General features: G+C 65.8%; 21 protein-coding genes and 1 pseudogene. 14 read left to right on the top strand and 8 right to left on the bottom strand.

Annotated features, from left to right (window positions below; all coding sequences use genetic code 11):
* Positions 1-124: 124 nt before the first annotated feature.
* Positions 125-1,408 (bottom strand): thymidine phosphorylase, encoded by a 1,284-nt coding sequence (locus ACZY1I_RS02745; RefSeq protein ID WP_463752730.1) that lies wholly within the window; start codon positions 1,406-1,408, stop codon positions 125-127.
* Complete coding sequence (locus tag ACZY1I_RS02740; RefSeq protein WP_463752729.1) at positions 1,405-1,809, bottom strand: cytidine deaminase; 405 nt, start codon at positions 1,807-1,809, stop codon at positions 1,405-1,407. Before ACZY1I_RS02740 ends, ACZY1I_RS02745 begins: the two co-directional genes overlap by 4 nt.
* 258 nt (positions 1,810-2,067) lie before the next feature.
* On the opposite strand from ACZY1I_RS02740, the gene sdhC reads away from it, so the two are divergent.
* The 4 genes from sdhC to ACZY1I_RS02720 are packed head-to-tail and all read left to right on the top strand — an operon-like array spanning position 2,068 to position 5,450.
* Positions 2,068-2,406, top strand: a complete 339-nt coding sequence (gene sdhC / locus ACZY1I_RS02735; protein WP_463753476.1) for a succinate dehydrogenase, cytochrome b556 subunit — start codon at positions 2,068-2,070, stop codon at positions 2,404-2,406.
* The gene (locus ACZY1I_RS02730) at positions 2,403-2,870 is read left to right on the top strand and encodes a succinate dehydrogenase hydrophobic membrane anchor subunit (RefSeq protein ID WP_463752728.1); all 468 of its coding nucleotides are present in this window, start codon (positions 2,403-2,405) and stop codon (positions 2,868-2,870) included. The genes sdhC and ACZY1I_RS02730 overlap by 4 nt, the downstream gene beginning before the upstream one ends.
* Positions 2,871-2,895: 25 nt before the next feature.
* Positions 2,896-4,650 carry a succinate dehydrogenase flavoprotein subunit gene (sdhA, locus tag ACZY1I_RS02725; RefSeq protein ID WP_463752727.1) on the top strand — a complete coding sequence of 585 codons (1,755 nt, stop codon included), beginning with the start codon at positions 2,896-2,898 and terminating at the stop codon, positions 4,648-4,650.
* A complete protein-coding gene (locus ACZY1I_RS02720) occupies positions 4,650-5,450 on the top strand; it encodes a succinate dehydrogenase iron-sulfur subunit (protein ID WP_463752726.1) in 801 nt (266 codons plus the stop codon). Before sdhA ends, ACZY1I_RS02720 begins: the two co-directional genes overlap by 1 nt.
* Positions 5,451-5,462: 12 nt before the next feature.
* On the opposite strand, the gene ACZY1I_RS02715 is transcribed toward ACZY1I_RS02720, so the two are convergent.
* Positions 5,463-6,614 carry a PPE family protein gene (locus ACZY1I_RS02715; RefSeq protein ID WP_463752725.1) on the bottom strand — a complete coding sequence of 384 codons (1,152 nt, stop codon included), beginning with the start codon at positions 6,612-6,614 and terminating at the stop codon, positions 5,463-5,465.
* A gap of 318 nt (positions 6,615-6,932) precedes the next feature.
* Between ACZY1I_RS02715 and ACZY1I_RS02710 the strand changes: the two genes are divergently transcribed.
* A complete protein-coding gene (locus ACZY1I_RS02710; RefSeq protein ID WP_463752724.1) occupies positions 6,933-7,580 on the top strand; it encodes a TetR/AcrR family transcriptional regulator in 648 nt (215 codons plus the stop codon).
* A gap of 26 nt (positions 7,581-7,606) precedes the next feature.
* Positions 7,607-8,467, top strand: a complete 861-nt coding sequence (locus ACZY1I_RS02705) for an SCO6745 family protein (protein WP_463752723.1) — start codon at positions 7,607-7,609, stop codon at positions 8,465-8,467.
* On the opposite strand, the gene ACZY1I_RS02700 is transcribed toward ACZY1I_RS02705, so the two are convergent.
* A complete protein-coding gene (locus ACZY1I_RS02700; RefSeq protein ID WP_463752722.1) occupies positions 8,388-8,876 on the bottom strand; it encodes a condensation domain-containing protein in 489 nt (162 codons plus the stop codon). The two genes, ACZY1I_RS02705 and ACZY1I_RS02700, sit on opposite strands and share 80 nt — an antisense overlap.
* 128 nt (positions 8,877-9,004) lie before the next feature.
* On the opposite strand from ACZY1I_RS02700, the pseudogene ACZY1I_RS02695 reads away from it, so the two are divergent.
* Together ACZY1I_RS02695 and ACZY1I_RS02690 are read left to right on the top strand one after the other, a co-directional pair.
* Positions 9,005-9,619: pseudogene (locus ACZY1I_RS02695) on the top strand (carboxymuconolactone decarboxylase family protein); the annotation flags it as partial.
* A gap of 281 nt (positions 9,620-9,900) precedes the next feature.
* Entirely contained in the window at positions 9,901-11,283 is a 1,383-nt protein-coding gene (locus ACZY1I_RS02690; RefSeq protein ID WP_463752721.1) for a PE family protein, read from the top strand.
* Between the two features lie 114 nt (positions 11,284-11,397).
* Here ACZY1I_RS02690 and ACZY1I_RS02685 read toward each other — a convergent pair whose 3' ends face one another.
* Positions 11,398-12,303 carry a sigma-70 family RNA polymerase sigma factor gene (locus ACZY1I_RS02685; protein ID WP_463752720.1) on the bottom strand — a complete coding sequence of 302 codons (906 nt, stop codon included), beginning with the start codon at positions 12,301-12,303 and terminating at the stop codon, positions 11,398-11,400.
* Here ACZY1I_RS02685 and ACZY1I_RS02680 point away from each other — a divergent pair.
* Entirely contained in the window at positions 12,302-13,675 is a 1,374-nt protein-coding gene (locus ACZY1I_RS02680; protein ID WP_463752719.1) for an aspartate aminotransferase family protein, read from the top strand. The two genes, ACZY1I_RS02685 and ACZY1I_RS02680, sit on opposite strands and share 2 nt — an antisense overlap.
* A 23-nt stretch (positions 13,676-13,698) precedes the next feature.
* Here the strand turns inward: ACZY1I_RS02680 and ACZY1I_RS02675 are convergent, their stop codons facing one another.
* Entirely contained in the window at positions 13,699-16,131 is a 2,433-nt protein-coding gene (locus ACZY1I_RS02675) for a VIT domain-containing protein (protein WP_463752718.1), read from the bottom strand.
* Positions 16,128-16,739 (bottom strand): helix-turn-helix domain-containing protein, encoded by a 612-nt coding sequence (locus ACZY1I_RS02670; protein WP_463752717.1) that lies wholly within the window; start codon positions 16,737-16,739, stop codon positions 16,128-16,130. The genes ACZY1I_RS02675 and ACZY1I_RS02670 overlap by 4 nt, the downstream gene beginning before the upstream one ends.
* A 140-nt stretch (positions 16,740-16,879) precedes the next feature.
* On the opposite strand from ACZY1I_RS02670, the gene dacB1 reads away from it, so the two are divergent.
* From dacB1 to ACZY1I_RS02645, 5 genes are all read left to right on the top strand, one after another.
* Complete coding sequence (gene dacB1 / locus ACZY1I_RS02665) at positions 16,880-18,151, top strand: D-alanyl-D-alanine carboxypeptidase DacB1 (protein ID WP_463752716.1); 1,272 nt, start codon at positions 16,880-16,882, stop codon at positions 18,149-18,151.
* A 66-nt stretch (positions 18,152-18,217) separates the two neighbouring features.
* Complete coding sequence (locus ACZY1I_RS02660) at positions 18,218-18,541, top strand: PH domain-containing protein (protein WP_463752715.1); 324 nt, start codon at positions 18,218-18,220, stop codon at positions 18,539-18,541.
* Positions 18,478-19,917 carry a sugar porter family MFS transporter gene (locus ACZY1I_RS02655; protein WP_463752714.1) on the top strand — a complete coding sequence of 480 codons (1,440 nt, stop codon included), beginning with the start codon at positions 18,478-18,480 and terminating at the stop codon, positions 19,915-19,917. The genes ACZY1I_RS02660 and ACZY1I_RS02655 overlap by 64 nt, the downstream gene beginning before the upstream one ends.
* Positions 19,914-21,071: an N-acetylglucosamine-6-phosphate deacetylase gene (gene nagA / locus ACZY1I_RS02650; protein WP_463752713.1), complete on the top strand. Its 1,158-nt coding sequence runs from the start codon at positions 19,914-19,916 to the stop codon at positions 21,069-21,071. Before ACZY1I_RS02655 ends, nagA begins: the two co-directional genes overlap by 4 nt.
* Positions 21,071-21,385, top strand: a complete 315-nt coding sequence (locus tag ACZY1I_RS02645) for a DMT family transporter (RefSeq protein ID WP_463752712.1) — start codon at positions 21,071-21,073, stop codon at positions 21,383-21,385. The genes nagA and ACZY1I_RS02645 overlap by 1 nt, the downstream gene beginning before the upstream one ends.
* On the opposite strand, the gene yhjD is transcribed toward ACZY1I_RS02645, so the two are convergent.
* Positions 21,382-22,413 (bottom strand): inner membrane protein YhjD, encoded by a 1,032-nt coding sequence (gene yhjD / locus ACZY1I_RS02640; RefSeq protein ID WP_463752711.1) that lies wholly within the window; start codon positions 22,411-22,413, stop codon positions 21,382-21,384. The two genes, ACZY1I_RS02645 and yhjD, sit on opposite strands and share 4 nt — an antisense overlap.
* Between the last annotated feature and the right edge of the window lie 4 nt (positions 22,414-22,417).

Here is a 22,417-nt window from a genome sequence, read left to right as displayed (position 1 = left end):
GAGCAGGGGCCGCAAATTTTCTATGTCGTTCATCTTTATGTATTCCATTGTGCCGCTCCAGACGGCTGTGTCGGTGTCTGGTTACCGACCATTTGGCAACGGTTCGCCCAAATCACCTCAGCCGTCACTTGATCCGGTCGATGATCAGCGGCCGGTGCGGCGGGGCCTCATCACCGATTTTGAAAGCACCGTCCAACTCGCCCAGCGCCGGGCCAAAGCGTTCCGGCGTGTCGGTATAGAGCGTGAACAGCGGCTCACCGGCCGCCACCGGCTCACCGACACGGCGATGAATTCGCACGCCGGCGCCAAGCTGGACGCTCGCACCCGGCCGGGATCTGCCCGCGCCGAGGCGCCACGCCGCCAGACCCACCGCCATCGCATCGATGCGGCCCATCACACCGCCCCGGGTGGCAACGACGGTTTCCGAATGACCGCCGACCGGAAGGGGTTTCGACAAATCGCCGCCCTGAGCCGTCACCAACCGGCGAAACTGGTCCATCGCGCTGCCGTCGCGCAACGTCTGCGCGGGGTCGCGATCGTCGATGCCGGCGAGGTCGAGCATCTCGGCGGCCAGCCGCAGCGTCAGCTCCACCACGTCGGGCGGGCCGCCACCGGCCAGCACCTCGAGCGTCTCCGCTACCTCCAGCGAATTGCCGACGGTCGCGCCCAGCGGGCAATCCATGTCGGTCAGCAGCGCGCGGGTCGGCACCCCGTGCGCGATGCCCAGCGCCACCATGGTGTGGGCCAGGTCGCGAGATTCCGCTTCGGATTTCAGGAACGCCCCGGAGCCGACTTTCACATCCAGCACCAGCGCATCGGCCCCCTCGGCCAATTTCTTGCTCATCACCGAACTTGCGATCAACGGCAGCGATTCGGTAGTGCCGGTGACGTCGCGCAGCGCATACAACTTGGCGTCGGCCGGCGCCAGTTCACCCGCGGCGAAGATGGCCGCCCCCACGTCACGCAATTGGTCGCGCACCCGCCGGCTGGAAAGTGTCGCGGTGAAACCCGCAATGGATTCCAATTTGTCCAGGGTGCCGCCGGTATGCCCAAGCCCCCGCCCGGCCGCCTGCGGCACCGCGCCGCCGCACGCCATGACGACCGGCACCAGCGGAAGCGTGATCTTGTCACCGACTCCGCCGGTGGAGTGCTTGTCCACGGTGCGAAGTCCAAGATCGGAAAAGTCCAGCCGCGGGCCCGACGCGAGCATCGCCGCGGTCCATCGGGCCGTCTCACCGCGGTCCATGCCGCGCAGGAAGATCGCCATCAGTAGGGCCGACATTTGTTCGGGGGCGACTCGGCCGTCGGTGTAGGCCGCTATCACCCAATCGATGGCGTCATCGGCCAACCGGCCGCCGTCGCGCTTTGTTCTGATGACTGTCGGCGCATCGAATGCGAAATCCGTCAAGACGATTCCCGTCTGGCGAGGTCGTCGGGTCCGAACGCGTCCGGCAACAGATCTCCGAGCAGTCTCGGCCCCTCCGGGTGATCGATCAGCATCTCGGGACCGCCGTGCTCGAGCAGCACCTGGCGGCATCGTCCACACGGCATCAGTGGTGAACCGTCCCCGTCAACACACGCCAGCGCGACCAACCGACCGCCGCCGGAGGCATGCAAATCGCACACCACACCGCATTCGGCGCAGAGACCAAGCCCATATGAGACATTCTCCACATTGCAACCGGTGACCACGCGGCCGTCGTTGACCAGAGCGGCCGCACCCACCCGAAATCGCGAGTATGGCGCGTAGGCGCCGACCGCAACTTGAATTGCCCTGTTGCGCAGCATATTCCAATCGATATTGGACATCTGACCACCTCGTTCACCGATCGGCCGACTCAGGCAAGGACACCCTAACCTTTTTAACGACACACAATTGGGATGGGATTGGCTGGTTCCGCAGCAACGTCGCTCACGTTAAGCTCGATTGCCCGGGCTGGGAGCTGTTTGCTGACGGTTTTTGAAGGCGGTAAAGAAAAAATGACGACAACCGCGGATCCGGAAACGCCTACCACGTCTCCGCGACGACGACGGCCACCCCGGACTCTGTACCGGGGCGACCCCGGCATGTGGGCATGGGTGCTTCATCGCATCAGTGGCGCAACGATTTTCTTTTTTCTGTTTGTCCACGTGATGGACATGGCGATACTGCGTGTCAGTCCCGAGACCTTCAACGAAGTCGTCTCGACGTACAAAACCCCGCTCATCGGCATGATGGAGTACGGCCTGGTTGCCGCGGTGCTTTTTCACGCGCTCAACGGGATCCGGATCATCTTGATCGACTTCTGGTCCGAAGGGCCGCGCCACCAACGGAAGATGCTGTGGATCGTCGCAGTCACATTCCTGGTGCCGCTGGTGATGGCAGGGGTAGTAATCGGCATCCACGCGTGGGAGCACTTCAAATGAGCACACCCGATCTGCAACTCGGTCCCGGCCAGGTCGCGCCGGTTTACCAAACCAGCTACGACCGTCCAGCGAGCCTCGATAATCCGCGCTCGCCGCGGCGCCGGGCCGGCATCCCGAATATCGAGAAATTCACCTGGCTTTTCATGCGATTCTCCGGTATTGCCTTGGTATTCCTGGCAATCGGGCACTTGTTCATCATGCTGATGTGGGACAAGGGCGTTTATCGCATCGACTTCAACTTCGTCGCACAGCGCTGGTCGTCCCCGTTCTGGCAATTCTGGGATTTGGCGCTGCTCTGGCTGGCGCAATTGCATGGCGGAAACGGCCTGCGCACCATCATCGATGACTACAGCCGCAAAGACGTGACGCGCTTCTGGCTGAACAGCGTGCTGTTGTTGTCGATCGGATTCACCTTGGTGCTGGGCACGTATGTGATCGTGACCTTCAACCCCAACATCTCCTGACCCGAGACCCCTCGAAAGGCGATCCGTGATCCAGCAACACCGATACGACGTAGTGATCGTCGGCGCAGGCGGCGCCGGGATGCGCGCCGCGGTTGAGGCGGGTCCGCGCGTGCGGACCGCGGTGCTGACGAAGCTCTATCCGACCCGTAGCCACACCGGCGCCGCCCAGGGCGGCATGTGCGCTGCGCTGGCCAACGTCGAAGAGGACAACTGGGAGTGGCATACGTTCGACACCGTCAAGGGCGGCGACTATCTCGCCGACCAGGACGCGGTGGAGATCATGTGCAAGGAAGCCATCGACGCCGTACTCGACCTGGAGAAGATGGGGATGCCGTTCAACCGCACCCCCGAGGGCCGAATCGACCAGCGCCGCTTCGGCGGACACACCCGCGACCATGGCAAGGCCCCGGTGCGCCGGGCCTGCTACGCGGCCGACCGCACCGGCCACATGATCCTGCAGACGCTCTACCAAAACTGCGTCAAGCACGACGTGCAGTTCTTCAACGAGTTCTACGCACTCGACCTGGCACTCACCCAGACTCCGACCGGCCCGGTCGCCACCGGTGTGGTGGCGTACGAGTTGGCGACGGGAAATATTCACGTCTTCCACGCCAAGGCCATCGTCCTGGCCACCGGCGGTTCCGGCCGGATGTACAAGACCACCTCCAACGCGCACACGCTCACCGGCGACGGCATCGGCATCGTGTTCCGCAAGGGACTTCCCTTGGAGGACATGGAGTTTCACCAGTTCCATCCGACCGGGCTGGCCGGCTTGGGCATCCTGATCTCCGAGGCGGTACGCGGCGAGGGCGGCCGATTACTCAACGCCGACGGTGAACGCTTCATGGAGCGTTACGCACCGACGATCGTCGACCTGGCACCTCGCGACATCGTCGCGCGCTCAATGGTTTTGGAAGTCCTGGAGGGACGCGGCTGCGGCCCGCACAAGGACTACGTCCACATCGACGTCCGTCACCTCGGCGAAGAGGTACTGGAGTCCAAGCTGCCCGACATCACCGAGTTCGCCCGCACCTATCTCGGTGTGGACCCGGTGCACGAACTGGTGCCGGTCTACCCGACGTGTCACTACGTGATGGGCGGCATTCCCACCACCGTCGGCGGACAAGTGTTGCGGGACAACACGAATACCATTCCAGGTCTGTACGCCGCCGGCGAATGTGCCTGCGTGTCGGTGCACGGCGCCAACCGACTCGGCACCAACTCGCTGCTGGACATCAACGTCTTCGGACGCCGCGCCGGCCTTGCCGCGGCCGCCTACGCCCAGGGCCACGACTTCGCGGACATGCCACCGGAACCCGCGGCGATGGTGGTCAATTGGGTCAGCGACATCCTCTCCGAGCACGGCAACGAGCGTGTCGCCGATATCCGTGGCGCCTTGCAGCAGTCGATGGACAACAACGCCGCGGTGTTCCGCACCGAGGAAACCCTCAAACAGGCGCTCACCGACATCCATGCCCTCAAGGAGCGGTACTCCCGAATCACCGTGCACGACAAAGGCAAACGCTTCAACAGCGACCTGCTGGAGGCCATCGAGCTGGGCTTCCTGCTGGAGTTGGCCGAGGTCACCGTGGTCGGCGCGCTCAATCGCAAGGAGTCCCGTGGCGGTCACGCCCGCGAGGATTACCCGAACCGCGACGACGTCAACTTCATGCGCCACACCATGGCCTACAAGGAAGGCACCGACCTGCTCAGCGACATCAGGCTGGATTTCAAACCCGTTGTGCAGACCCGCTACGAGCCGAAAGAGCGGAAATACTGATGACCGCAGGCGACACCATCGAGAAGAGCGACACCCAGGAGCCACCCTTGCCGCCGGTTCCCGACGGCGCAGTGATGGTGACCCTCAAGATCGCCCGTTTTAACCCCGACGATCCCGATCTATTCACGGAAACCGGTGGCTGGCAAAGCTTCCGGGTGCCGTGTCTGCCCAGTGACCGGTTGCTGAACCTGCTGCTCTACATCAAGGGCTACCTGGACGGGACGCTGACCTTCCGCCGGTCCTGCGCGCACGGCGTGTGCGGCTCGGACGCGATGCGGATCAACGGCGTCAACCGGTTGGCGTGCAAGGTGCTGATGCGCGACCTCCTTCCGAAGAAGAAGAACAAGAAGCTGACCATCACGGTGGAACCGATCCGCGGGCTACCCGTGGAGAAGGACCTCGTGGTCAACATGGAGCCGTTCTTCGACGCCTACCGGGCGATCAAGCCTTATCTGATCACCAGCGGCAATGCGCCTACGCGGGAACGGATTCAGAGCCCCACCGACCGCGCCCGCTACGACGACACCACCAAGTGCATCCTGTGCGCCTGCTGCACCACCAGTTGCCCGGTGTTCTGGAACGAGGGCAGTTACTTCGGTCCGGCCGCGATCGTCAACGCGCACCGCTTCATCTTCGACAGCCGCGACGAAGCCGCCGCCGAACGACTCGACATCCTCAACGAGGTCGACGGGGTGTGGCGCTGCCGGACCACCTTCAACTGCACCGAAGGCTGCCCGCGTGGCATCGAGGTGACCAAGGCCATCCAAGAGGTCAAGCGCGCGGTGATGTTCTCCCGGTAGCTCTTCCGCCGGTCAGCCGGCAGCGAACGGCCGGGCCATGACCGAGTGACGGAATCCGTAACGCGGGACCGCTCCACCGAACTGGCCGGCCGATTGCCCCATGCGAGCCATCGGTGCGCCCATCGGCACTCCGCCGACCCCGGCTTCTGCTGCGGCCGACTGAACCGTGAGACCTGTACTCATGGCCGAAGCGGGGTTGGCCAGCGGCGCCGCCGATGCCCAGCCTGCGGGTACCGACAGGCCGCCCACGGGAAGCGCGCGCCCCAGTTCTGCGGCCACGCCCGCGCCGGCGCCGCGCACGCCTGCAGCGGCGGAAGCGCCCAATGCCTGGGCACCGCTCTCGAGGGCCTTTGCCGCAGCGGATGCCGCGGGTGCCAGGCCTTTCATGAATGAACTGACGGCGGTGACGGCGCTGGTCGCCTGCGCCGCGTTGGTCGCCAAGGGCATGAACGGGGTGATGAATTTGCCGTAGAAGGCCATCGCCTGGTCGATCGACGTCGGCACCGCGGGCAAGCCGAGGCTCTGCAGTGTGGCGGGGATGGCTGATGTCACTTTCGACAGAGCGTCTCCGACGGCCGTCTCGGCGTTGCCGACGGCAGCCGCGGCAGCCGCGGCTTCTTGCTGGACCAGCCCGGACGGTGTGGCGACCTGGGGCGCCGGCTCGAAGTCAGTCAACTGCGTCGCCACCGATGCGGAGGCCGCGTAGCCGTACATGGCGACGGCGTCCTGAGCCCACATCTGGCCGTACTCTGCCTCGGTGGCAGCGATCGCCGGGGTGTTCTGCCCCAGGAAGTTGGTGGCGACCAAGGCCGCCAGCAGCGCGCGGTTGGCCACGACCATCGGTGGTGGAACCGTCATCGCAAACGCGGCCTCGTGCGCGGCCGCTGCGGCGTGGGCCTGTGCAGCGGCCAACTCGGCCAGTGCGGTGCTGGACTGCAACCACGCCACGTAGGGAGTCGCGGCGGTCGCGAGCGCTACCGAAGCCGGTCCCAACCACGGACCGCCAACCAGTGCGGTGACAGTCGAGTGGTACGCGGTCGCGGTGAGGTTCAGGTCTGTGGCCAGCGAACCCCATGCGGTCGCGGCGGCCAGGATCGATCCCGGTCCCGGTCCGGCGTACATCCGTGCGGAGTTGATCTCCGGCGGCAGCATTCCGTAGTCCATGTCTGAGACCCCCTTCTTGCGTGTGTCTTCGGTAAGTCATGATTCAGGCCACCGCAGTGGTTTCCAGCAACTTCCCCTGGGTCGTGGTGACGAACATTCGACACCTCTTCGGAGATGGCGACCTGACAGCGAGTACATCGCTGAACTGGGTATATACGCAGATTAACGGCTTTGTATTGACACAGTCAACACTACTGTCGATATACTTCAACACTCACCGTGATTTTAATTGACACCACGTTGACAGCAATCGACAGTCCCGTTGAAGATAACCAACAGCATGTTGGTGCCCAGCTACCGAAAGGCAAGGTCAACGACATGCCCGAGCTCGCAACCCTTAGAGATCATGTGCGGGCCTCCCGAGGTCGCCGCCGGTCGCACCCATCGGGCGACGACCGCGAACGAGCGATCTTGGCGACCGCCGAGCGCCTGCTCGAAGAACGACCGCTCGCCGACTTCTCCGTCGATGATCTCGCCAAGGGCGCGGGCATTTCCCGTCCGTCGTTCTACTTCTACTTCCCGTCGAAGAACGCCGTGCTGCTGTCGCTGCTCGATCACGTCAACATGCGGGCACGGTCCGCCGTCGAACCGCTGCGCGAAAAGCTCTCCGGCCATCCCGAAACCGACTGGCGCGCCCGCATCGAGGCATTCTTCGAAGTCACGGGATCCCAGCGGGCCGTTGCCGTCGCGGGCGCGGCGGCCAAGGCCACCAACCCCGAACTGCAAGCGATGTGGTCCGACCTCATGAGCGGATGGATCGGCCACACCACCGCCGCTATCGAAGCTGAACGCAAGCGCGGCGCTGCCCCCAACACCGTCCCCGCCAAAAACTTGGCGACCGCCCTGACCCTGCTCACCGAACGGGTGATGGTCGCAACCTACGCCGACGAGAGATCAACCATTCCCGAGGCCGAAGCCGTCGACACCCTGGTGCACATCTGGTTGGCCAGCATCTACGACCGCTGAACGGCACGAGTGCTTGACTGCACAACATGCAACGCACACCCGAGTTGGCCCGGAAGTTCTACGACCGCTTCGAGCCGATCCATGCCATCACATACTTCGCACCGGAGGTGCGTGCAGCCCTCGACGGTCTGGGCTATCGCGGATTCTGGATGGGGTACTTCGCCGCCCGGTCGGCACCCTTCGGGCCGGTGCCGCCGCACGTCGTGACGGCGACGTTCTACAACTTCGCCCACACGCGAGTCGCCAAGTCGCTGCCGGCGGCGTGGGAGATCGCCGGGCCGCAACTCGCCTTGCGGGCCCGGCAGGAATCCGCAGTGGCCGTACTTCGCCGTTGCGGCCTGGATGACGACGAAAACGTCAACACCGCAGCACAATTGGCGATCCGCGCCGCGCAGCAGACTTCGGTCAGCGCACGGCCACTGTTCGCCGCCAATGTCGCCCTACCCGTGCCTTCGGATCCGGTGGCCGCGCTGTGGCACGGAACCACACTGTTGCGCGAGCACCGCGGCGACGGACACATCACGGTATTGGCCGCCGCGGGAATCTCGGGACGAGAATCGAATGTGTTACACACCGCGGCCAACGCGCTGCCACGGGAGTACATGAAGCAGATCCGGCACTACGAGGACGCCGAATGGTCCGCATGCGAAGAAAGCCTGGCAGACCGGGGCCTGCTCGCGCCGGACGGATCACTGACGCCCGCCGGACATGACCTGAAGAACGACATCGAGGCCGCCACCGATCAGCTTGCGCTGCGGATATTCGACGGACTCGACGACGCCGAACTGCAGGAGTTGTTCAGTGCGCTTACCCCGCTCGCGCGGCTGGTGATCGCCGCAGGCGATGTACCCACCACCACGCCCATGAGTGTTCGCCGCGACTACTAGCCCGGTAGTCGTCGTCGGGCGCGAGCGCGCCACCCTCGTATTCGGTCATCAGGCTTTCGACCACGCCGTTCCATGACTCACCGTCTACACAAAGGTGGCTGGCGGTGAGCACCAGCCGATCCGGCGTTCCGGGAAGCAGGGACACCGCGAACAACCGTCCGGTGCGCATGTCGTAGCCGCCGCGCTGCCTGGCGATCACCTCGGGCACCGTTGCCCCAGGTGGTTCCACCGCCCAGCTCCAGCCGCCGCCCGGCCGTGACAGCCAGCGGTCCCGGACTGGTTCGAATACTGCGCCCAGAGTTGGGTTGGCGTCGAAGACCGCGTCGACCGCTAGCCGGATCCCCGACTGGTCCAGCCTTGAGTCGGCCACCAACACCTCGGTGTGCGCCGAATCTTCAAGGTCGCTCAACACTGACTCTTCTGCGATCGCCCAGTATGACGATGTTCCCCGCTCCACCGATTCAGCTTCGGATGGTGCTCTTGGAGGATCCTTGGCGGATTCTTGGAACTTTCTTGTCACACATCTTCGGGCTGGCGCGTCAGGTAGATATGACACAGAAAACTCGCATCGAACCCCTGCCCCCCAAGCGCGCCGGCATGCTGGTCCGCACTATGTACCGAGTCGCCAAGAAGCGCTTCGGCGAGGTCCCCGAACCGTTCACGATCGTCGCTCATCACCCGCGGCTGCTGATCGCCAACGCCGTGCACGAGACCATGCTGCAGAGCGCGTCGCGCACTCTTCCGGCAAGCGTGCGTGAGTTGGCCGTGTTCTGGACCGCACGCACCATCGGCTGCTCCTGGTGCGTCGATTTCGGGGCCATGCTGCAACGCTTGGACGGCTTGGACGTCGAGCGCCTCAAGAGCATCGATAGTTACGCCACCTCCCCCGCATTCAACGACGACGAGCGGGCCGCGATCGCCTACGCCGACGCGATGACCAGCGATCCGCACTCGGTGACCGACGAGCAGGTCGCAGACTTGCGCACCCGCTTCGGCGAGGCCGGCGTGATCGAGCTGACCTATCAGATCGGCATCGAGAACATGCGGGCGCGGATGTACTCAGCGCTGGGGATCACCGAGCAGGGCTTCAATTCCGGTTCCGAAACAGGAGGGGCGTGCCGGGTGCCCTGGGCGGACACGGCTGAGCGCTGAGCGGGGGGCGGAGCGCAGCAGTCACAGGAGCCCCACCAGTCCCCGTCGGCCGACCATTAGGCGATTGCAAAATACGCTATCGCCGGTGATATCGCGGGGTGGTTGGCGCGTACTGATATCGCCCGTGATAGCGCATTTTGCAATCGCCTAATGGTCCGCTTGCGGTTACCAATGTGACTACTGTGATCTCCCGCGGTGCAGACCGCCCTCTCATCTGCCCAATCCTCAGCAGAGCCACGTTCGACCTGCCTACCATTCGCCAAGGTAGATGGGAGGCGACGATGTCGTCCTATGTGATTGCTGCACCCGAGGCGCTGGCCGCCGCGTCGGGCGACTTGGCCGGGATCGGACAGGCGATCGAGCAGGCCGCCGCTACCGCGGCACCCTCGACGACGGGGATTCTCGCGGCCGCCGGCGACGAGGTGTCGTCGGCTATTGCGGTTTTTTTCGGCAACTACGCCCAGGAGTTTCAGGCGCTGACCGCGCAGACAACGCTGTTCGGCAACCAGTTCGAGCGTGCGTTGAGCGCGGCCAGTGCCGCGTACGGGGCCGCCGAGGCGGCCAATGCGTTGCCGTTGCAGTCGCTGGGCGCTGCTGCGGCGACCGTCGGCTTCGGGGGCAGATACACCGCGACACTGGGAGCGTTGCTCAACTGGGCGACCAATGCGGTCGGCCTGGGCAGGTGGGTGAATTTTCCTTCCACCGTGGCCTTCGCGGGCCCCAATGGCGTGACCGGAGTCCGGATCGGGTTCTCGTTCCTGCAGATTCCGCTCGGCCAGGCCTCGATCCTGGGAATTCCGCTTGGCCCGATCAGCTACCCGGCCCCCGCGTTGTGGTATTTCCCGACGCAGGCAAGCGGGTCGGTGAACGCCGTCGGCACCACCTATCTCCAGCACGGCTTCGGCGCCTTCGGCTGGCTGTATCAGCCGCTGGCGATGCAGACGGCCACGCAGACCAACAGCGTCGTCGTGACGCCGACCATCCCGTCGATCCCGCTGCCCTTCGGCATCTGGCTGAACAGTCCGGAGATGCAGCAGGGCGTTGGCTCGTTGTTCCTGGGCAATCAGCCGGCGCTGAATATCAGCGCGAACCAGACCGGTTTTCACGGCACGCTGCCGCAGGACTTCGTGCTGACAGGGCACTCCGCCGGCGGTGGTCTCGCGACGCTGGCCGCCAGCAACTACCTCACCATGCTGGGGGCAGGCACCAACCACTTGCAAGGTGTGGTGATGTTCGACGGGGTCGCCGGCAACGCCACGGCGTTCGGCAACGCGATAGCGAATCTGCAGGCGGCGAATGTCCCCGTCTATACGGTGGCTGCGCCACCTCAAGCGTGGAATGCGTTCGGCGCCACAACGACTCAACTCGCCAGCTTGTACCCGAACCAGTTCAGCGGGGTCACACTCGTCGGCGGCTCGCACGTCGACTCCATGCTCGGCGATGGTCCCGTCATCGATTTCGTCCTGCAGTTGATCACTCAGTTCTCCCCACCCGGCAACACCGCAGCGGTCTACACCCTGTCCACCGGGTGGATCAACGACTTGTACGCCGGCGGCACCCCAGCGCTTCCGATATACGGCATTTACGGACCCACCGGCCCCTACATACCTCCCGGCGGGCAGCAGATCACCCTGGGCCAAGCCACCGGCATCGTACTGCCGTAACCGACCAGAGGGCGTAATTCCCACGGCGCAAGCCGTTTTCGACGACGTCAATCTGGCTTTTCGGACCAGCACCGTCGATAGTCAAGCAACACAACTTATTTCGCTGAGAGCGAACTACTGCGACGCCCGCAGCGGCGACCCGGTGAACTTGTCGGGATTGGCGATATCCCATAGGGCGACGACCTTTCCGTCGCGCACCGTCATGGCGGTGATGCGGGGCGCCATCTCGCGACGCCCTTCGGCTGCAGCGAATCCGGGTGTGTAGGAACCTAATTCGCCGTTCACGAGTGCCAGCTGATGTTCAGTGTAGAAGTCGTCGCCGTACCGGTTGGCCAGTCCGAGCATGAACCGGATGACCTTGTCCACGCCGTGAATGACATTGACCGCCGTCGACACCTTGCCATTGGCGTCGCCGGTGAAGATCACGTCGGGATGCAGCAGCGACACGATGGTCTCGATGTCGCCGGCAGACATGGCGGCCATCAGTTTGCCGACGACCTCGGCGTGGCCGGGGTCGGCCTTCGGCGGCGGCGCCGAGGCGACCGCCTTCCGGGCCCGCGACGCGAGTTGCCGCGCGGCGGCTTCGTTGGTGCCCAGCACATCGGCGACTTCGGCGAAGGGCACGGCGAATCCGTCGTGCAGCACGAACGCGACCCGCTGGTCAGGGTTCAGTCGTTCCAGCACCACCATGGCCGCGAAACGCGCGTCTTCGGCAGCCACCACCGCCGACAGCGGGTCCGTGGTGTCGAATCCGGTGACCACGGGTTCGGGGAGCCAATTGCCTTTGTAGCTTTCGCGTCGGTAGGTCGCCGAGCGCAACCGGTCCAGCCCGAGCCGGCTCACCACAGTAGTGAGCCACGCCTGCAGGTTGTCGATCGCAGTGTCCTGAGTGCTCCAGCGCAGCCACGCGTCCTGGACGATGTCTTCCGCGTCGGCGACCGTTCCGGTCAATCGGTAGGCGACCGACATCAGGTGAGGTCGCAGCGCCTCGAACTCTGAAATCTGCTCGGCTACCGGCATGAAGGGAGCCTATCTCGATGGGGCGCTAGAGTCTGAAAACAAGATGACTGAGAACCTTTGGATGCATTTCGCCCAACACGGCAACGGCATCGCGCCGCCGGTCATTGTGCGCGGCGAGGGCGTCCACATTTTCGACGACCGCGGCAAGCGCTATCTGGACGCGCTTTCCGGCCTTTTTGTGGTCCAAATCGGTTACGGCCGTGCTGAACTCGCGGAAGTCGCCGCCCGGCAAGCCGAGAAACTGGCGTTCTTCCCGCTGTGGGGCTATGCCACTCCGCCGGCGATCGAACTAGCCGAGCGTCTAGCGGGCCACGCACCGGGCGACCTCAATCGGGTGTTCTTCACCACCGGCGGCGCGGAGGCGGTTGAGACGGCGTGGAAGATCGCCAAACAATACTTCAAGCTCAAGGGCAAACCCGGTAAGTACAAAGCCATTTCGCGATCGGTGGCATTTCACGGCACCCCGCAGGGCGCGCTGGCGATCACCGGACTGCCGTCCTACAAGCACGACTTCGAGCCGATGACGCCGGGCGGCTACCGGGTGCCGAATACCAACTTCTATCGGGCTCCCGAACCTTTTCGCGATGACGAGAAAGCCTTTGGCCGCTGGTCCGCCGATCGGATCGCCGAAGCGATCGAATTCGAGGGGCCCGAGTCCGTCGCCGCTGTCTTCCTGGAACCGGTGCAGAACGCCGGCGGGTCCATCCCGCCGCCCCCGGGCTATTTCGACCGGGTCCGCGAGATCTGCGACGAGTACGACGTGCTCTTGGTCTCCGACGAGGTGATCTGTGCGTTCGGCCGGACCGGGTCGATCTTCGGCTGCGACGACATCGGCTACGTGCCCGACATGATCGCCTGCGCCAAGGGTCTGACGTCGGGTTATTCGCCGCTGGGCGCGTTGATCGCCAGCGAAAAGGTGTTCGAACCGTTCAACGACGGCAAGACGACGTTGCGCCACGGCTACACCTTCGGCGGTCACCCCGTGTCGGCGGCGGTGGCCACGGCCAACCTCGACATCATCGAACGCGAAGGCCTCACCGACCACGTCAAACAGCAGGCACCCGCGTTCCGCGCCACTCTGGAGAAGCTGTACGACCTCCCCATCGTCGGCGACGTCCGCGGCGAGGGCTTCTTCCTCGCGCTCGAACTGGTCAAGGACCAGACGACCAAGCAGACGTTCACCGACGAGGAACGCTCAGCGGTGCTGGGACAGGCCAGCGCGGCGATGTGGGAGGCCGGACTGAACTGCCGCACCGACGAACGCGGCGACACCGTCATCCAACTGGCACCCATCTTGACCAGCGGCCAAGCCGAGTTCGACACCATCGAATCGATCCTGCGCGGCGTGCTGAGCGACATCAACATCCACTGAAATCGACGGCGCGACAACGCACCTCACGCCCAGAACCGGCGTTTACGCACCGGCCGGTCCTGGCCGGCCAGTGCCCGCTTGACCGCATCGATCCCCACCAACACCTGCTGACCCTGCGGCGCTGTCGGGTCTTGCAAGAACCGAGCCAGCGCGGCGCACAACAGGTCGAGTGCGGAGCGCAACTCCGGACCAGTGGCCGCATCGCGATGGTGCCTCAACTCGGCGAGCACCGCATCGAGTCCGGTACGCCGCACCTGGGTCCCCTTCTCCACCTGCTTGAGCAGCTTCTCCAGCGACCGCGGCGCTGCGGGCTTCTTGGGCGCCGGCAGTGGAACCGGGATGGGCGCCTCCACCGTGCGATCCGCTACGCCGTCCGGCGCTCCGCCGGGGGCGGCTCCGGCGTACATCGGCGGCGCAGCCTGGGCGTACACCGGCGGCGCGCAGGTAGGCGGGGGCGGGGGCATCATCGCGGCGGGCGCGGGCATCATCGCCGCGGGCATCGCCATGCCAGCGCCTGTCGCAAACACTCCGCGGGCCGCGAATCCGACGTTTGTCGCCCAGCCCGATGGCTCCTCGACGGGCTGGATCACCTCGGTGAGCGGGCCCGCGTCGGTGCGTTCCGGATCGACGGCCACGAACGCGGTGAACCGCGAGAGCACGCCGAACCGGACCGAGTGCGCGACGAGCTGGGCGGCCAATTCGTCGTCAGCCGAGTAGCCGCCGGAGTACGCCGCATAGTCGTCTTCGAGGTCCCGCACCACCGAACGTGCCCAGATCGTGCGCACCGCAACGGCTTCCGGCACCGGCCGGGCGGTCATTGTCGTGGTGAAAGGTCCGCCAGGTGCGTCGGCGTCGACGCGCAGCACGGCTCCCGGTGCGGCAACGCGGTAGCGACCGGAGATCACGCAGGGCACCCCGGCAAAGGCGTCGGGCAATCTGCCTGGCGTCACGCTGTTTTCGATGATCTCGACGCTCTCCGCACTGACTCGTAGGCCGGTCAGCGCCGGACGCCCGATGGTCCGGGCCAATCGCGCCATCGCCTCGTCCAACCGCTCCTCGGATTCGACCAACTCCGAACGGCCCCGGCCCAGTTGCGCGAGCCGGTCCAGGAAGCCGGCATTGACGGCGCGGTCGATGCCCACGCAGTAAATGCGGGTGTTGCCGACGGCGGACGCCAGCGTCCGCAGCAGGTGGTCCTCGCCGGCGATCTGACCGTCCGTCACCAGCACCACGCTGGCCTGCCGGTCGGCGCCGGACTCGGTCAGAATCTCCATCGCCTTGTACAGCGGTCCGACCATCTCGGTGCCGCCCCGGCTTTCCAGCGATCCCAGCCACGAGGCCGCCGCGAACCGGTTCCGGTCATCGCCGGCAACCAGACCTTCGGCCAGGTGTGCGGGAGTGTCGATCTGGTCGTCGAAGGCCAGCACGCAGAATCGGTCGGCGGTGTCGAGCATGTCCACGATGCGGCCCGCGGCCCGTCGCGCGGCGATCATCTTCCAGCCGTGCATGGAACCCGAACGGTCCAGCAGCACCACTACATCCCTTGGTGCGCTGGATGTTTCGGCGGGCGGGACCAGCGTCACCGACCAGGTGCCCTCTTCCCCGTCGGCGTCCGGGACCAGCAGGGCCGACGAGGACATGTCACTGCGGTCAATGCGGAAGCGCAGCACAAAGTCGCGGTCGGCCCGGGCGCCGGGCTCCACCCGCAGCTGAGTCGCTCCATCGGCGGCCGCGGCGGCCATCGCCGTGGACAGGCTGGACCGCAAGTCCGAGACTGCCAGCCCGGCTCCGTCGATGGTCAGCGAGATCTGCAGGTCGGGGCGCTCGTCGCTGTCGATGAGACGTGGCGGGGTCACCCGCGACGCATCGGGCACCGCGTCGGTGTCGGGCGCCACGCCGGCTCCGGTCTGATCGCCGCCGACCGCGCTTCCGGTGGTGTAGCGAGGCGCGACCACCAACGGGAATCGGAACGTGGCCTCGCCGTCCTCGAACGACAACGGACCGGTCAGTTGCATCTCGATGGTGGCTTCCTCGCCGGGGCCGATGTTGCCGACCCGCACCGAGAACACGTCGGAGCGGTCCTCCTCGACGATCGCCGCGCGCTGACCGGAAACCACGGCTTGCTCGTAGTCGGCGCGCGCCTGTCCGCGTTCCTTGAGGACACCCACCACCCGACGGCCGGCCAGGTCGGCCGCGAAATCGGTCACGCCGGCGCGGGCCGGAAGTGGGAACACGTAGGTGGCCTCGATGGTGGTGTCGCCGGAGTTGACGAACCGCTGCCGGACCGTGGACGTGGCCGTCATGCCCACGATCGCGGTCGCCACACTGAGGGCCTTGAGCGGCAGGGAACGCCCGTCCGCGGAACTCAGCTCGCCGCAGGTCGGCCTCCCCGCCGTGGCCGGTCGCGCGGATCGCACGGTTTCGATGGGGAGCAGGGGCAACAACTGAGCACTCATAGGGAGTCCTTTCCAGGGGTGGCGGTGCCGTCGGGAAGAGCGGCGAGGAGGTTCAGGAGCGGCTGCGCGGCACTGCGCAGTGCGTCTAGCGGAGGCAGTGGGCCGTCGATCAGCAATGTGACAGTGTCGGAAAGCCGGACGGCCTGCATGCTGGTCACGGCCGGCGGCAGGGTCGCCGGCATTGCGGCGACAACAGGCTCCGCCGCGGTTTCGGGGACGGTGCGCCAGAACGGGCCGGCAGCGCGGGGCGCTTGCGGCGCAGACTCGGGATCGCCCAGGCCAGGCGGCATGGCGGCGTCCGGGATTGCGGCCAGCGATTCCACTTCACTGGTCGACATTCCCTCCAATCGCTGGGCAATATCGTCCAGCGACAGACCTTCGCCCTGCAGTCGCTTGATGGCAACCAGACGCACCAGATGCGTCCGCCCGTAGGTGAGCGCGCGGCCTCGGGTGCCCGGCCGGGGCAACAGTCCCCGTGCGGTGTAGTACCGCACCATCCGCTCGGCCGGAACCGCCTTGGCCTGGCGATTGTCCGGCGCGGCGCCGGACGCCTGCACGGCGGCGGCGGCCGCGGCAGCGAATTCAGACAACGTCAACAGTGGAGTCATATCATTTGACAGTGTCATCTACATTTTCGACACTGTCAACTGCACGTCGCCAGCTCCGCTGTCCGAACTGCAACTTCCGTCTCATCAGTCACAGCGCGGCAACCTACGGTCACGTCCAGGATCGCTTAATCTGCTTTGCGATGCCCATCACACGGACCTCTTTGCGCGCAGCATCGTGCCTGGCTGCAGCGGTTTTCGCGATCACGGGATCAGGCGCGCTGCTGACGTCGGCAGGCCTGCCCAGTGCGCTGCCGATTGCCCGAGCAGAGCCTGGTGCCGCCATCAACGCCGCGGCCGAGAACTGCCCGTACAAGATCAACACCCCGCCCGCGGTGGACTCTTCGGAAGTGCCGCGGGCCGGTGAACCGCCACTTCCGCTGGCGCTGCCCCCGAGCCCCATCGGCGGAAACGCGCTCAGCGACTGCGGAATCGTCGCCGCCCCCGGCACTGCCCCGGTGCCGGGCGACGTCTCCGCCGAGGCCTGGGTGGTAGCCGACCTGGACAGCGGCGCGGTCATCGCCGCACGCGATCCGCACGGCCGCCACCGGCCCGCCAGCATCATCAAGGTGCTGGTGGCGATGGCATCCATCAACGCGTTCAACCAGAACAAAGCCGTCCCCGGGACCGATGACGACGCGGCCGCCGAGGGCACCAAAGTCGGCGTCGACGCGGGCGGCACCTTCACCATCAACCAGTTGCTGCACGGCCTGCTGATGCACTCGGGCAACGACGCGGCACACGCGCTGGCCGTGCAACTCGGCGGCATGCAGGCCGCACTGGAAAAGCTGAACCTGTTGGCCGCCAAGCTCGGTGGACGAGACACCAGGGTGGCGACGCCGTCCGGACTCGATGGACCCGGCATGAGCACCTCGGCCTACGACATGAGCCTGTTCTACCGCTACGCCTGGCGTAACCCCGTCTTCGCCGACATCGTCGCCACCAGGACGTTCAACTTCCCGGGCCACGGCGACTCGCCCGGCTATGAGCTGGAGAACGACAACCAACTGCTCTACCACTACCCCGGCGCGATGGGCGGCAAGACCGGCTACACCGACGACGCGGGCCAGACGTTCGTCGGTGCGGCCAACCGCGACGGACGGCGACTGATGGCGGTGCTGCTGCACGGCACCCGCCAACCCATTCCCCCGTGGGAGCAGGCCGCGCACCTGCTGGACTACGGCTTCGGCACCCCGCAGGGCACCAAGGTGGGTTCGCTGATCGAGCCCGACCCGTCACTGGTCACCCCCAAGGAGAGCCCGGCAAGCCGGGCGCCGGAGAACAATCAGGCGGCGGGTCTGATGTCGGCCGCCGATGCGATGCCGATCCGGGTCGGGGTCGCCGTGATCGGCACAGTCATCGTGTTCGGATTGATCCTGGTGGCGCGCTCGATGAACGGTCGGGCGCAGCATTAGGTGTCCGCGAGGGTTTGCCGAGCACGTGGTTGACCGCCCAACCCGGCCTATGGCAGCGTTCACCGCATGACGGCCCTTTACCAGGACGCCGGCCTCACCCTGGATGAGGACGGAATCACCATTCACCGTTACTACTTCCCGTTCGGCACGTCAAAGCGGGTCGCGTACAGCGCCATTCAGGGCATCAAGCGAGAGCAGATGAGCTGGTCGTCCGGCAAAGGGCGGATCTGGGGCGCCGGCGATCCGCGGTACTGGTTTCCGCTGGACGTCCATCGCGGAAAAAAGGCCACGCTGCTGGTGCTGGATGTGGGGCGCCGCGTGCGACCGTGCATCACTCCCGAGGATCCGGAGGCCGTGATCAAGTTGCTGAAGGCCAAGGTGAAGGTCTGAGCGGTCCACGGAAGCGCGGCTGGCTCGTCGGCCTCACCGCGGCCAGCGTAGGGATCATCTACGGCTACGACCTCTCCAGCATCGCGGGCGCGCTGCTCTTCATCACCAAGCAGTTCGACCTCACCATCCGACAGCAGGAGTTGGTGACCACCACGGTGGTGATCGGCCAGATCGTCGGAGCGCTGGGCGCGGGCGTGCTCGCCGACGCGATCGGGCGCAAGAAGTCGATGGTGCTGATCACCCTCGGCTATGCGCTGTTCGCGCTGCTGGGCGCGACGGCGGTCTCGGTACCGATGTTGCTGGTCGCGCGGTTGCTGCTCGGTGTGACCATCGGAGTCTCGGTGGTGGTGGTGCCGGTGTACGTGGCCGAGTCGGCACCCGCCGCAGTGCGCGGATCGCTGCTGGCGGCGTATCAGTTGGCCACGGTCAGCGGCCTCATCGTCGGCTACCTGGCGGGCTATCTGCTTGCCGGATCGCAGAACTGGCGATGGATGCTGGGGCTCGCGGCCGTCCCCGCCACCATGTTGCTCCCGTTGCTGCTGCGGATGCCCGACACCGCCCGGTGGTATCTGCTCAAGGGTCGCCTCGACGACGCGCGCCGGGCGCTGCTGCGCGTCGAGTCCGAGGCGACCGTCGACGCCGAATTGGCCGAAATCGCCCGCGCGGTGAGCGAAGACCAGAACACCCCCGGTGGCGGCCTCTCGGAGATGCTGCGGCGGCCGTATCTGCGGGCCACCCTGTTCGTCGTCGCGCTTGGCTTCCTGATCCAGATCACCGGGATCAACGCGATCATCTACTACAGCCCGCGATTGTTCGCGGCCATGGGTTTTCAGGGCTACTTCGCGCTGTTGGCGCTGCCGGCGCTCGTGCAGGTCGCCGGTTTGGCAGCGGTGGGCGCCGCGCTGTATCTGGTCGACCGGGTGGGACGACGCCCGATCCTGTTGTGCGGCATCACCATGATGATCGTTGCCGACGCGGTGCTGATCGCCGTCTTCGCCCGCGACTCCACCGGTGGCGGCGCGGTTCTAGGGTTCGCCGGAGTGCTGCTGTTCATCATCGGTTTCAGCTTCGGGTTCGGCTCGCTGGTTTGGGTTTTCGCCGGGGAGAGCTTCCCGTCTCATCTGCGCTCGGTGGGATCCAGCGTCATGCTGACCTCGAACCTGACGGCCAATGCGATCATTGCCGCGTTCTTTCTGACCATGCTGCATGTACTCGGCGGCGCGGGGGTTTTCGCGGTGTTCGGATTTTTTGCCGTGGTCGCCTTCGTCGTCGTCTACCGCTTCGCCCCGGAGACCAAAGGCCGCCAACTCGAGGACATCCGGCATTTCTGGGAGAACGGCGGGCGCTGGCCGGCCGAGAACGTAGGGACCGGGTGACACTGATCCAGGCCGGGACCGTCGTCATCGGCGGCGAGGTGTGCCGTCCGGGCTGGGTCCATACCGACCGAACCCGGATCCAAGCCTGCGGAGCAGGTCCGGCACCCACACCGGCCGACGTCGAACTGCCCGATTCCGTTGTGGTGCCAGGCTTTATCGACATACACGTACACGGCGGCGGCGGCGCGTCCTTCACCGGCGGGGACGCGTCCGCCGTCGAACGGGCGGTCGCGTTCCACCAGCGGCACGGCACCACGACCACGCTGGCCAGTCTGGTCACCGCCGCGCCCGCCGAACTGATTTCGTCTGTCGCCGTGCTCGCCGACGCCACCCGCCGCGGCGTCATCGCCGGCATCCACTTGGAAGGCCCCTGGCTAAGCACGAACCGTTGCGGCGCACACGATCACACCCAGATCCGACCACCCGACCCCGCCGAAATCGACGCTGTGCTGGCTGCCGCCGACGGCACGATCCGGATGGTCACGCTGGCCCCCGAACTCCCGGGCGCCGACGACGCAATCCGGCGCTTTGTCGGCGCGGGAGTGGTGGTCGCCGTGGGCCACACGGATGGCACGTACCTGCAGACCCAGCAGGCCATCGCACTGGGCGCCACCGTGGCCACCCACCTGTTCAATGCCATGCCGCCGCTGGATCATCGGGCGCCCGGACCCGTGCTGGCGCTGCTGGCCGACCCGCGTGTGACGGTCGAACTCATCGCCGACGGTGTTCACCTGCACCCTGACGTGGTGGCGGCGGTGCTCGCCTGGGTCGGCGCCGACCGGGTCGCTTTGATCACCGACGCGACGGCGGCCGCCGGATCCGGGGACGGCGAGTTCCAGTTGGGCTCGGTGCCGGTCGTGGTGGCCGCGGGCGTGGCCCGGGTACGCGGCACCGCGACGATCGCCGGCAGCACTGCCACCATGGATCGACTCTTCGGATCGGTAGTTGCCAACGGGCTGGGTTCGGACGCCGCCCTGCAGGCTGCGGTGCAAGCCACCTCGGTGACGCCGGCCCGCACGCTCGGACTCGACCGGGTGGGCACCCTGCAAACCGGATTTGCCGCGAATCTGGTCGTGCTGGAACGTGACCTGCAGGTATCGGCGGTCATGATCGACGGAGAATGGCGACAGTCCCCGACGAGCGGAGGCGCGTGATGGCCTGGCTCGTCCTGGTGGTGTCAGGAGTTCTCGAGGCGGTGTGGGCGACCGCGTTGAACAAGTCCGACGGCTTCTCGCGGCTGGGGCCGTCGCTGGTGTTCGCTTTCACCCTGTTGTTGTCGATGAGCGGCCTCGCGTTTGCGATGCGCAGTCTGCCCACCGGAACCAGTTACGCGGTATGGGTCGGCATCGGTGCGGTGCTCACCGTCGGCTACGCCATGCTCACCGGCGATGAGGCCGCCTCGCCGATCAAGCTGGTGCTGATCACCGGCGTGGTCGGCTGCATCGTCGGGCTCAAACTGGTCGGCTAACGGTCGCGTCGCCTGCGCGTGAATCGAGACAACGTCAACGCGCCCACGGCTCCCGCGGCCACGGCGGCCAACGTCTGGCGGGCCCGGAGTCCGTCGTCGATCTGGACGCGCGGGCTGATGATCGCGGGCGCGGGGGGATCGACGTGATACTCGCGCTCGTCGTCTTCCGAGGTCGCGGCCCACGCGGTCGCGAACAGCAGCAGCGACCAGGTGACGAACGCGAACACCATCAACCCCAGCACCGGCCCGAACGTCGCACCCGCGGGGCTGCGGACCACCGTCTGCAGATAGATAGAACCCACCTGTTTGAACAACTCGAACCCGAGAGCCGCGATCAACCCGGCCCGCATCGAGCTGACGAAGCTACCCGGTTCCCGCGGCAGTCGGGCGATCATCCAGGTGAACAGCAGCCACGAGACGAGCAGTGACACGAGTATTGATATACCCCGGAAGAGTTCGTCGAAGATCGAAAACTCGGGAATGTGAAACCATCTGAACACGGCGCGCATTGGACCCGTCTGACCCAGCGCGCTCATCGCGACGGTAGTCGTGATCACCAGAAACGTTCCCAGCATCGCCGTCAGATCCGACAGTTTGGTGCGTACGTAGCCCGCCGGGTCGACCGGCTGTTCCCACATCTCGCTCAACGCTTCGCGCAGGTGCCACATCCAGCCCAGGCCGGCCCAGGACGCGGTGGCCAGCCCGATGACACCGACCGAGGTACGAGCGTCGATCGCCGAATTCATCAGATCGACCAGTTGCTGGCCCAAGTCGCCGGAAACCGTGATCCGGATGTTGTCGTCGATGGTCTTCAGCAGCTCAGGCCGCGCCGACAAGGTGTAGCCCGCTACCGCGAAACCAACCATCAGCAAAGGAAATAACGCAAAGATCGTGTAATACGTGAGCCCAGCGGCGAAGAACGTGCCCTTCTGCTTGCTGAAGCGCTGATACGCCTTTACCGCGTGGTCGAGCAACGGATGGCGGTCTCGCAACCGAGCCAGGAATCCCGGCTTGGCGCCTTCGGCCATACGA

Source organism: Mycobacterium sp. IDUB_37, from assembly GCF_055419245.1.
The sequence above is the reverse complement of the archived record's forward strand: the minus strand, read 5'-3'. Positions and strand labels throughout refer to the sequence as shown.

Bases quoted from the DNA above. Each gene is read 5' to 3' on its own strand.
- ACZY1I_RS02740 (WP_463752729.1), bottom strand. From the start codon at position 1,809: ATGTCCAATATCGATTGGAATATGCTGCGCAACAGGGCAATTCAAGTT.
- sdhC (WP_463753476.1), top strand. From the start codon at position 2,068: ATGTGGGCATGGGTGCTTCATCGCATCAGTGGCGCAACGATTTTCTTT.
- ACZY1I_RS02730 (WP_463752728.1), top strand. From the start codon at position 2,403: ATGAGCACACCCGATCTGCAACTCGGTCCCGGCCAGGTCGCGCCGGTT.
- ACZY1I_RS02720 (WP_463752726.1), top strand. From the start codon at position 4,650: ATGACCGCAGGCGACACCATCGAGAAGAGCGACACCCAGGAGCCACCC.
- ACZY1I_RS02715 (WP_463752725.1), bottom strand. From the start codon at position 6,614: ATGGACTACGGAATGCTGCCGCCGGAGATCAACTCCGCACGGATGTAC.
- ACZY1I_RS02710 (WP_463752724.1), top strand. From the start codon at position 6,933: ATGCCCGAGCTCGCAACCCTTAGAGATCATGTGCGGGCCTCCCGAGGT.
- ACZY1I_RS02705 (WP_463752723.1), top strand. From the start codon at position 7,607: ATGCAACGCACACCCGAGTTGGCCCGGAAGTTCTACGACCGCTTCGAG.
- ACZY1I_RS02690 (WP_463752721.1), top strand. From the start codon at position 9,901: ATGTCGTCCTATGTGATTGCTGCACCCGAGGCGCTGGCCGCCGCGTCG.
- ACZY1I_RS02680 (WP_463752719.1), top strand. From the start codon at position 12,302: ATGAAGGGAGCCTATCTCGATGGGGCGCTAGAGTCTGAAAACAAGATG.
- ACZY1I_RS02685 (WP_463752720.1), bottom strand. From the start codon at position 12,303: ATGCCGGTAGCCGAGCAGATTTCAGAGTTCGAGGCGCTGCGACCTCAC.
- ACZY1I_RS02675 (WP_463752718.1), bottom strand. From the start codon at position 16,131: ATGAGTGCTCAGTTGTTGCCCCTGCTCCCCATCGAAACCGTGCGATCC.
- ACZY1I_RS02670 (WP_463752717.1), bottom strand. From the start codon at position 16,739: ATGACTCCACTGTTGACGTTGTCTGAATTCGCTGCCGCGGCCGCCGCC.
- dacB1 (WP_463752716.1), top strand. From the start codon at position 16,880: ATGCCCATCACACGGACCTCTTTGCGCGCAGCATCGTGCCTGGCTGCA.
- ACZY1I_RS02660 (WP_463752715.1), top strand. From the start codon at position 18,218: ATGACGGCCCTTTACCAGGACGCCGGCCTCACCCTGGATGAGGACGGA.
- ACZY1I_RS02645 (WP_463752712.1), top strand. From the start codon at position 21,071: ATGGCCTGGCTCGTCCTGGTGGTGTCAGGAGTTCTCGAGGCGGTGTGG.
- yhjD (WP_463752711.1), bottom strand. From the start codon at position 22,413: ATGGCCGAAGGCGCCAAGCCGGGATTCCTGGCTCGGTTGCGAGACCGC.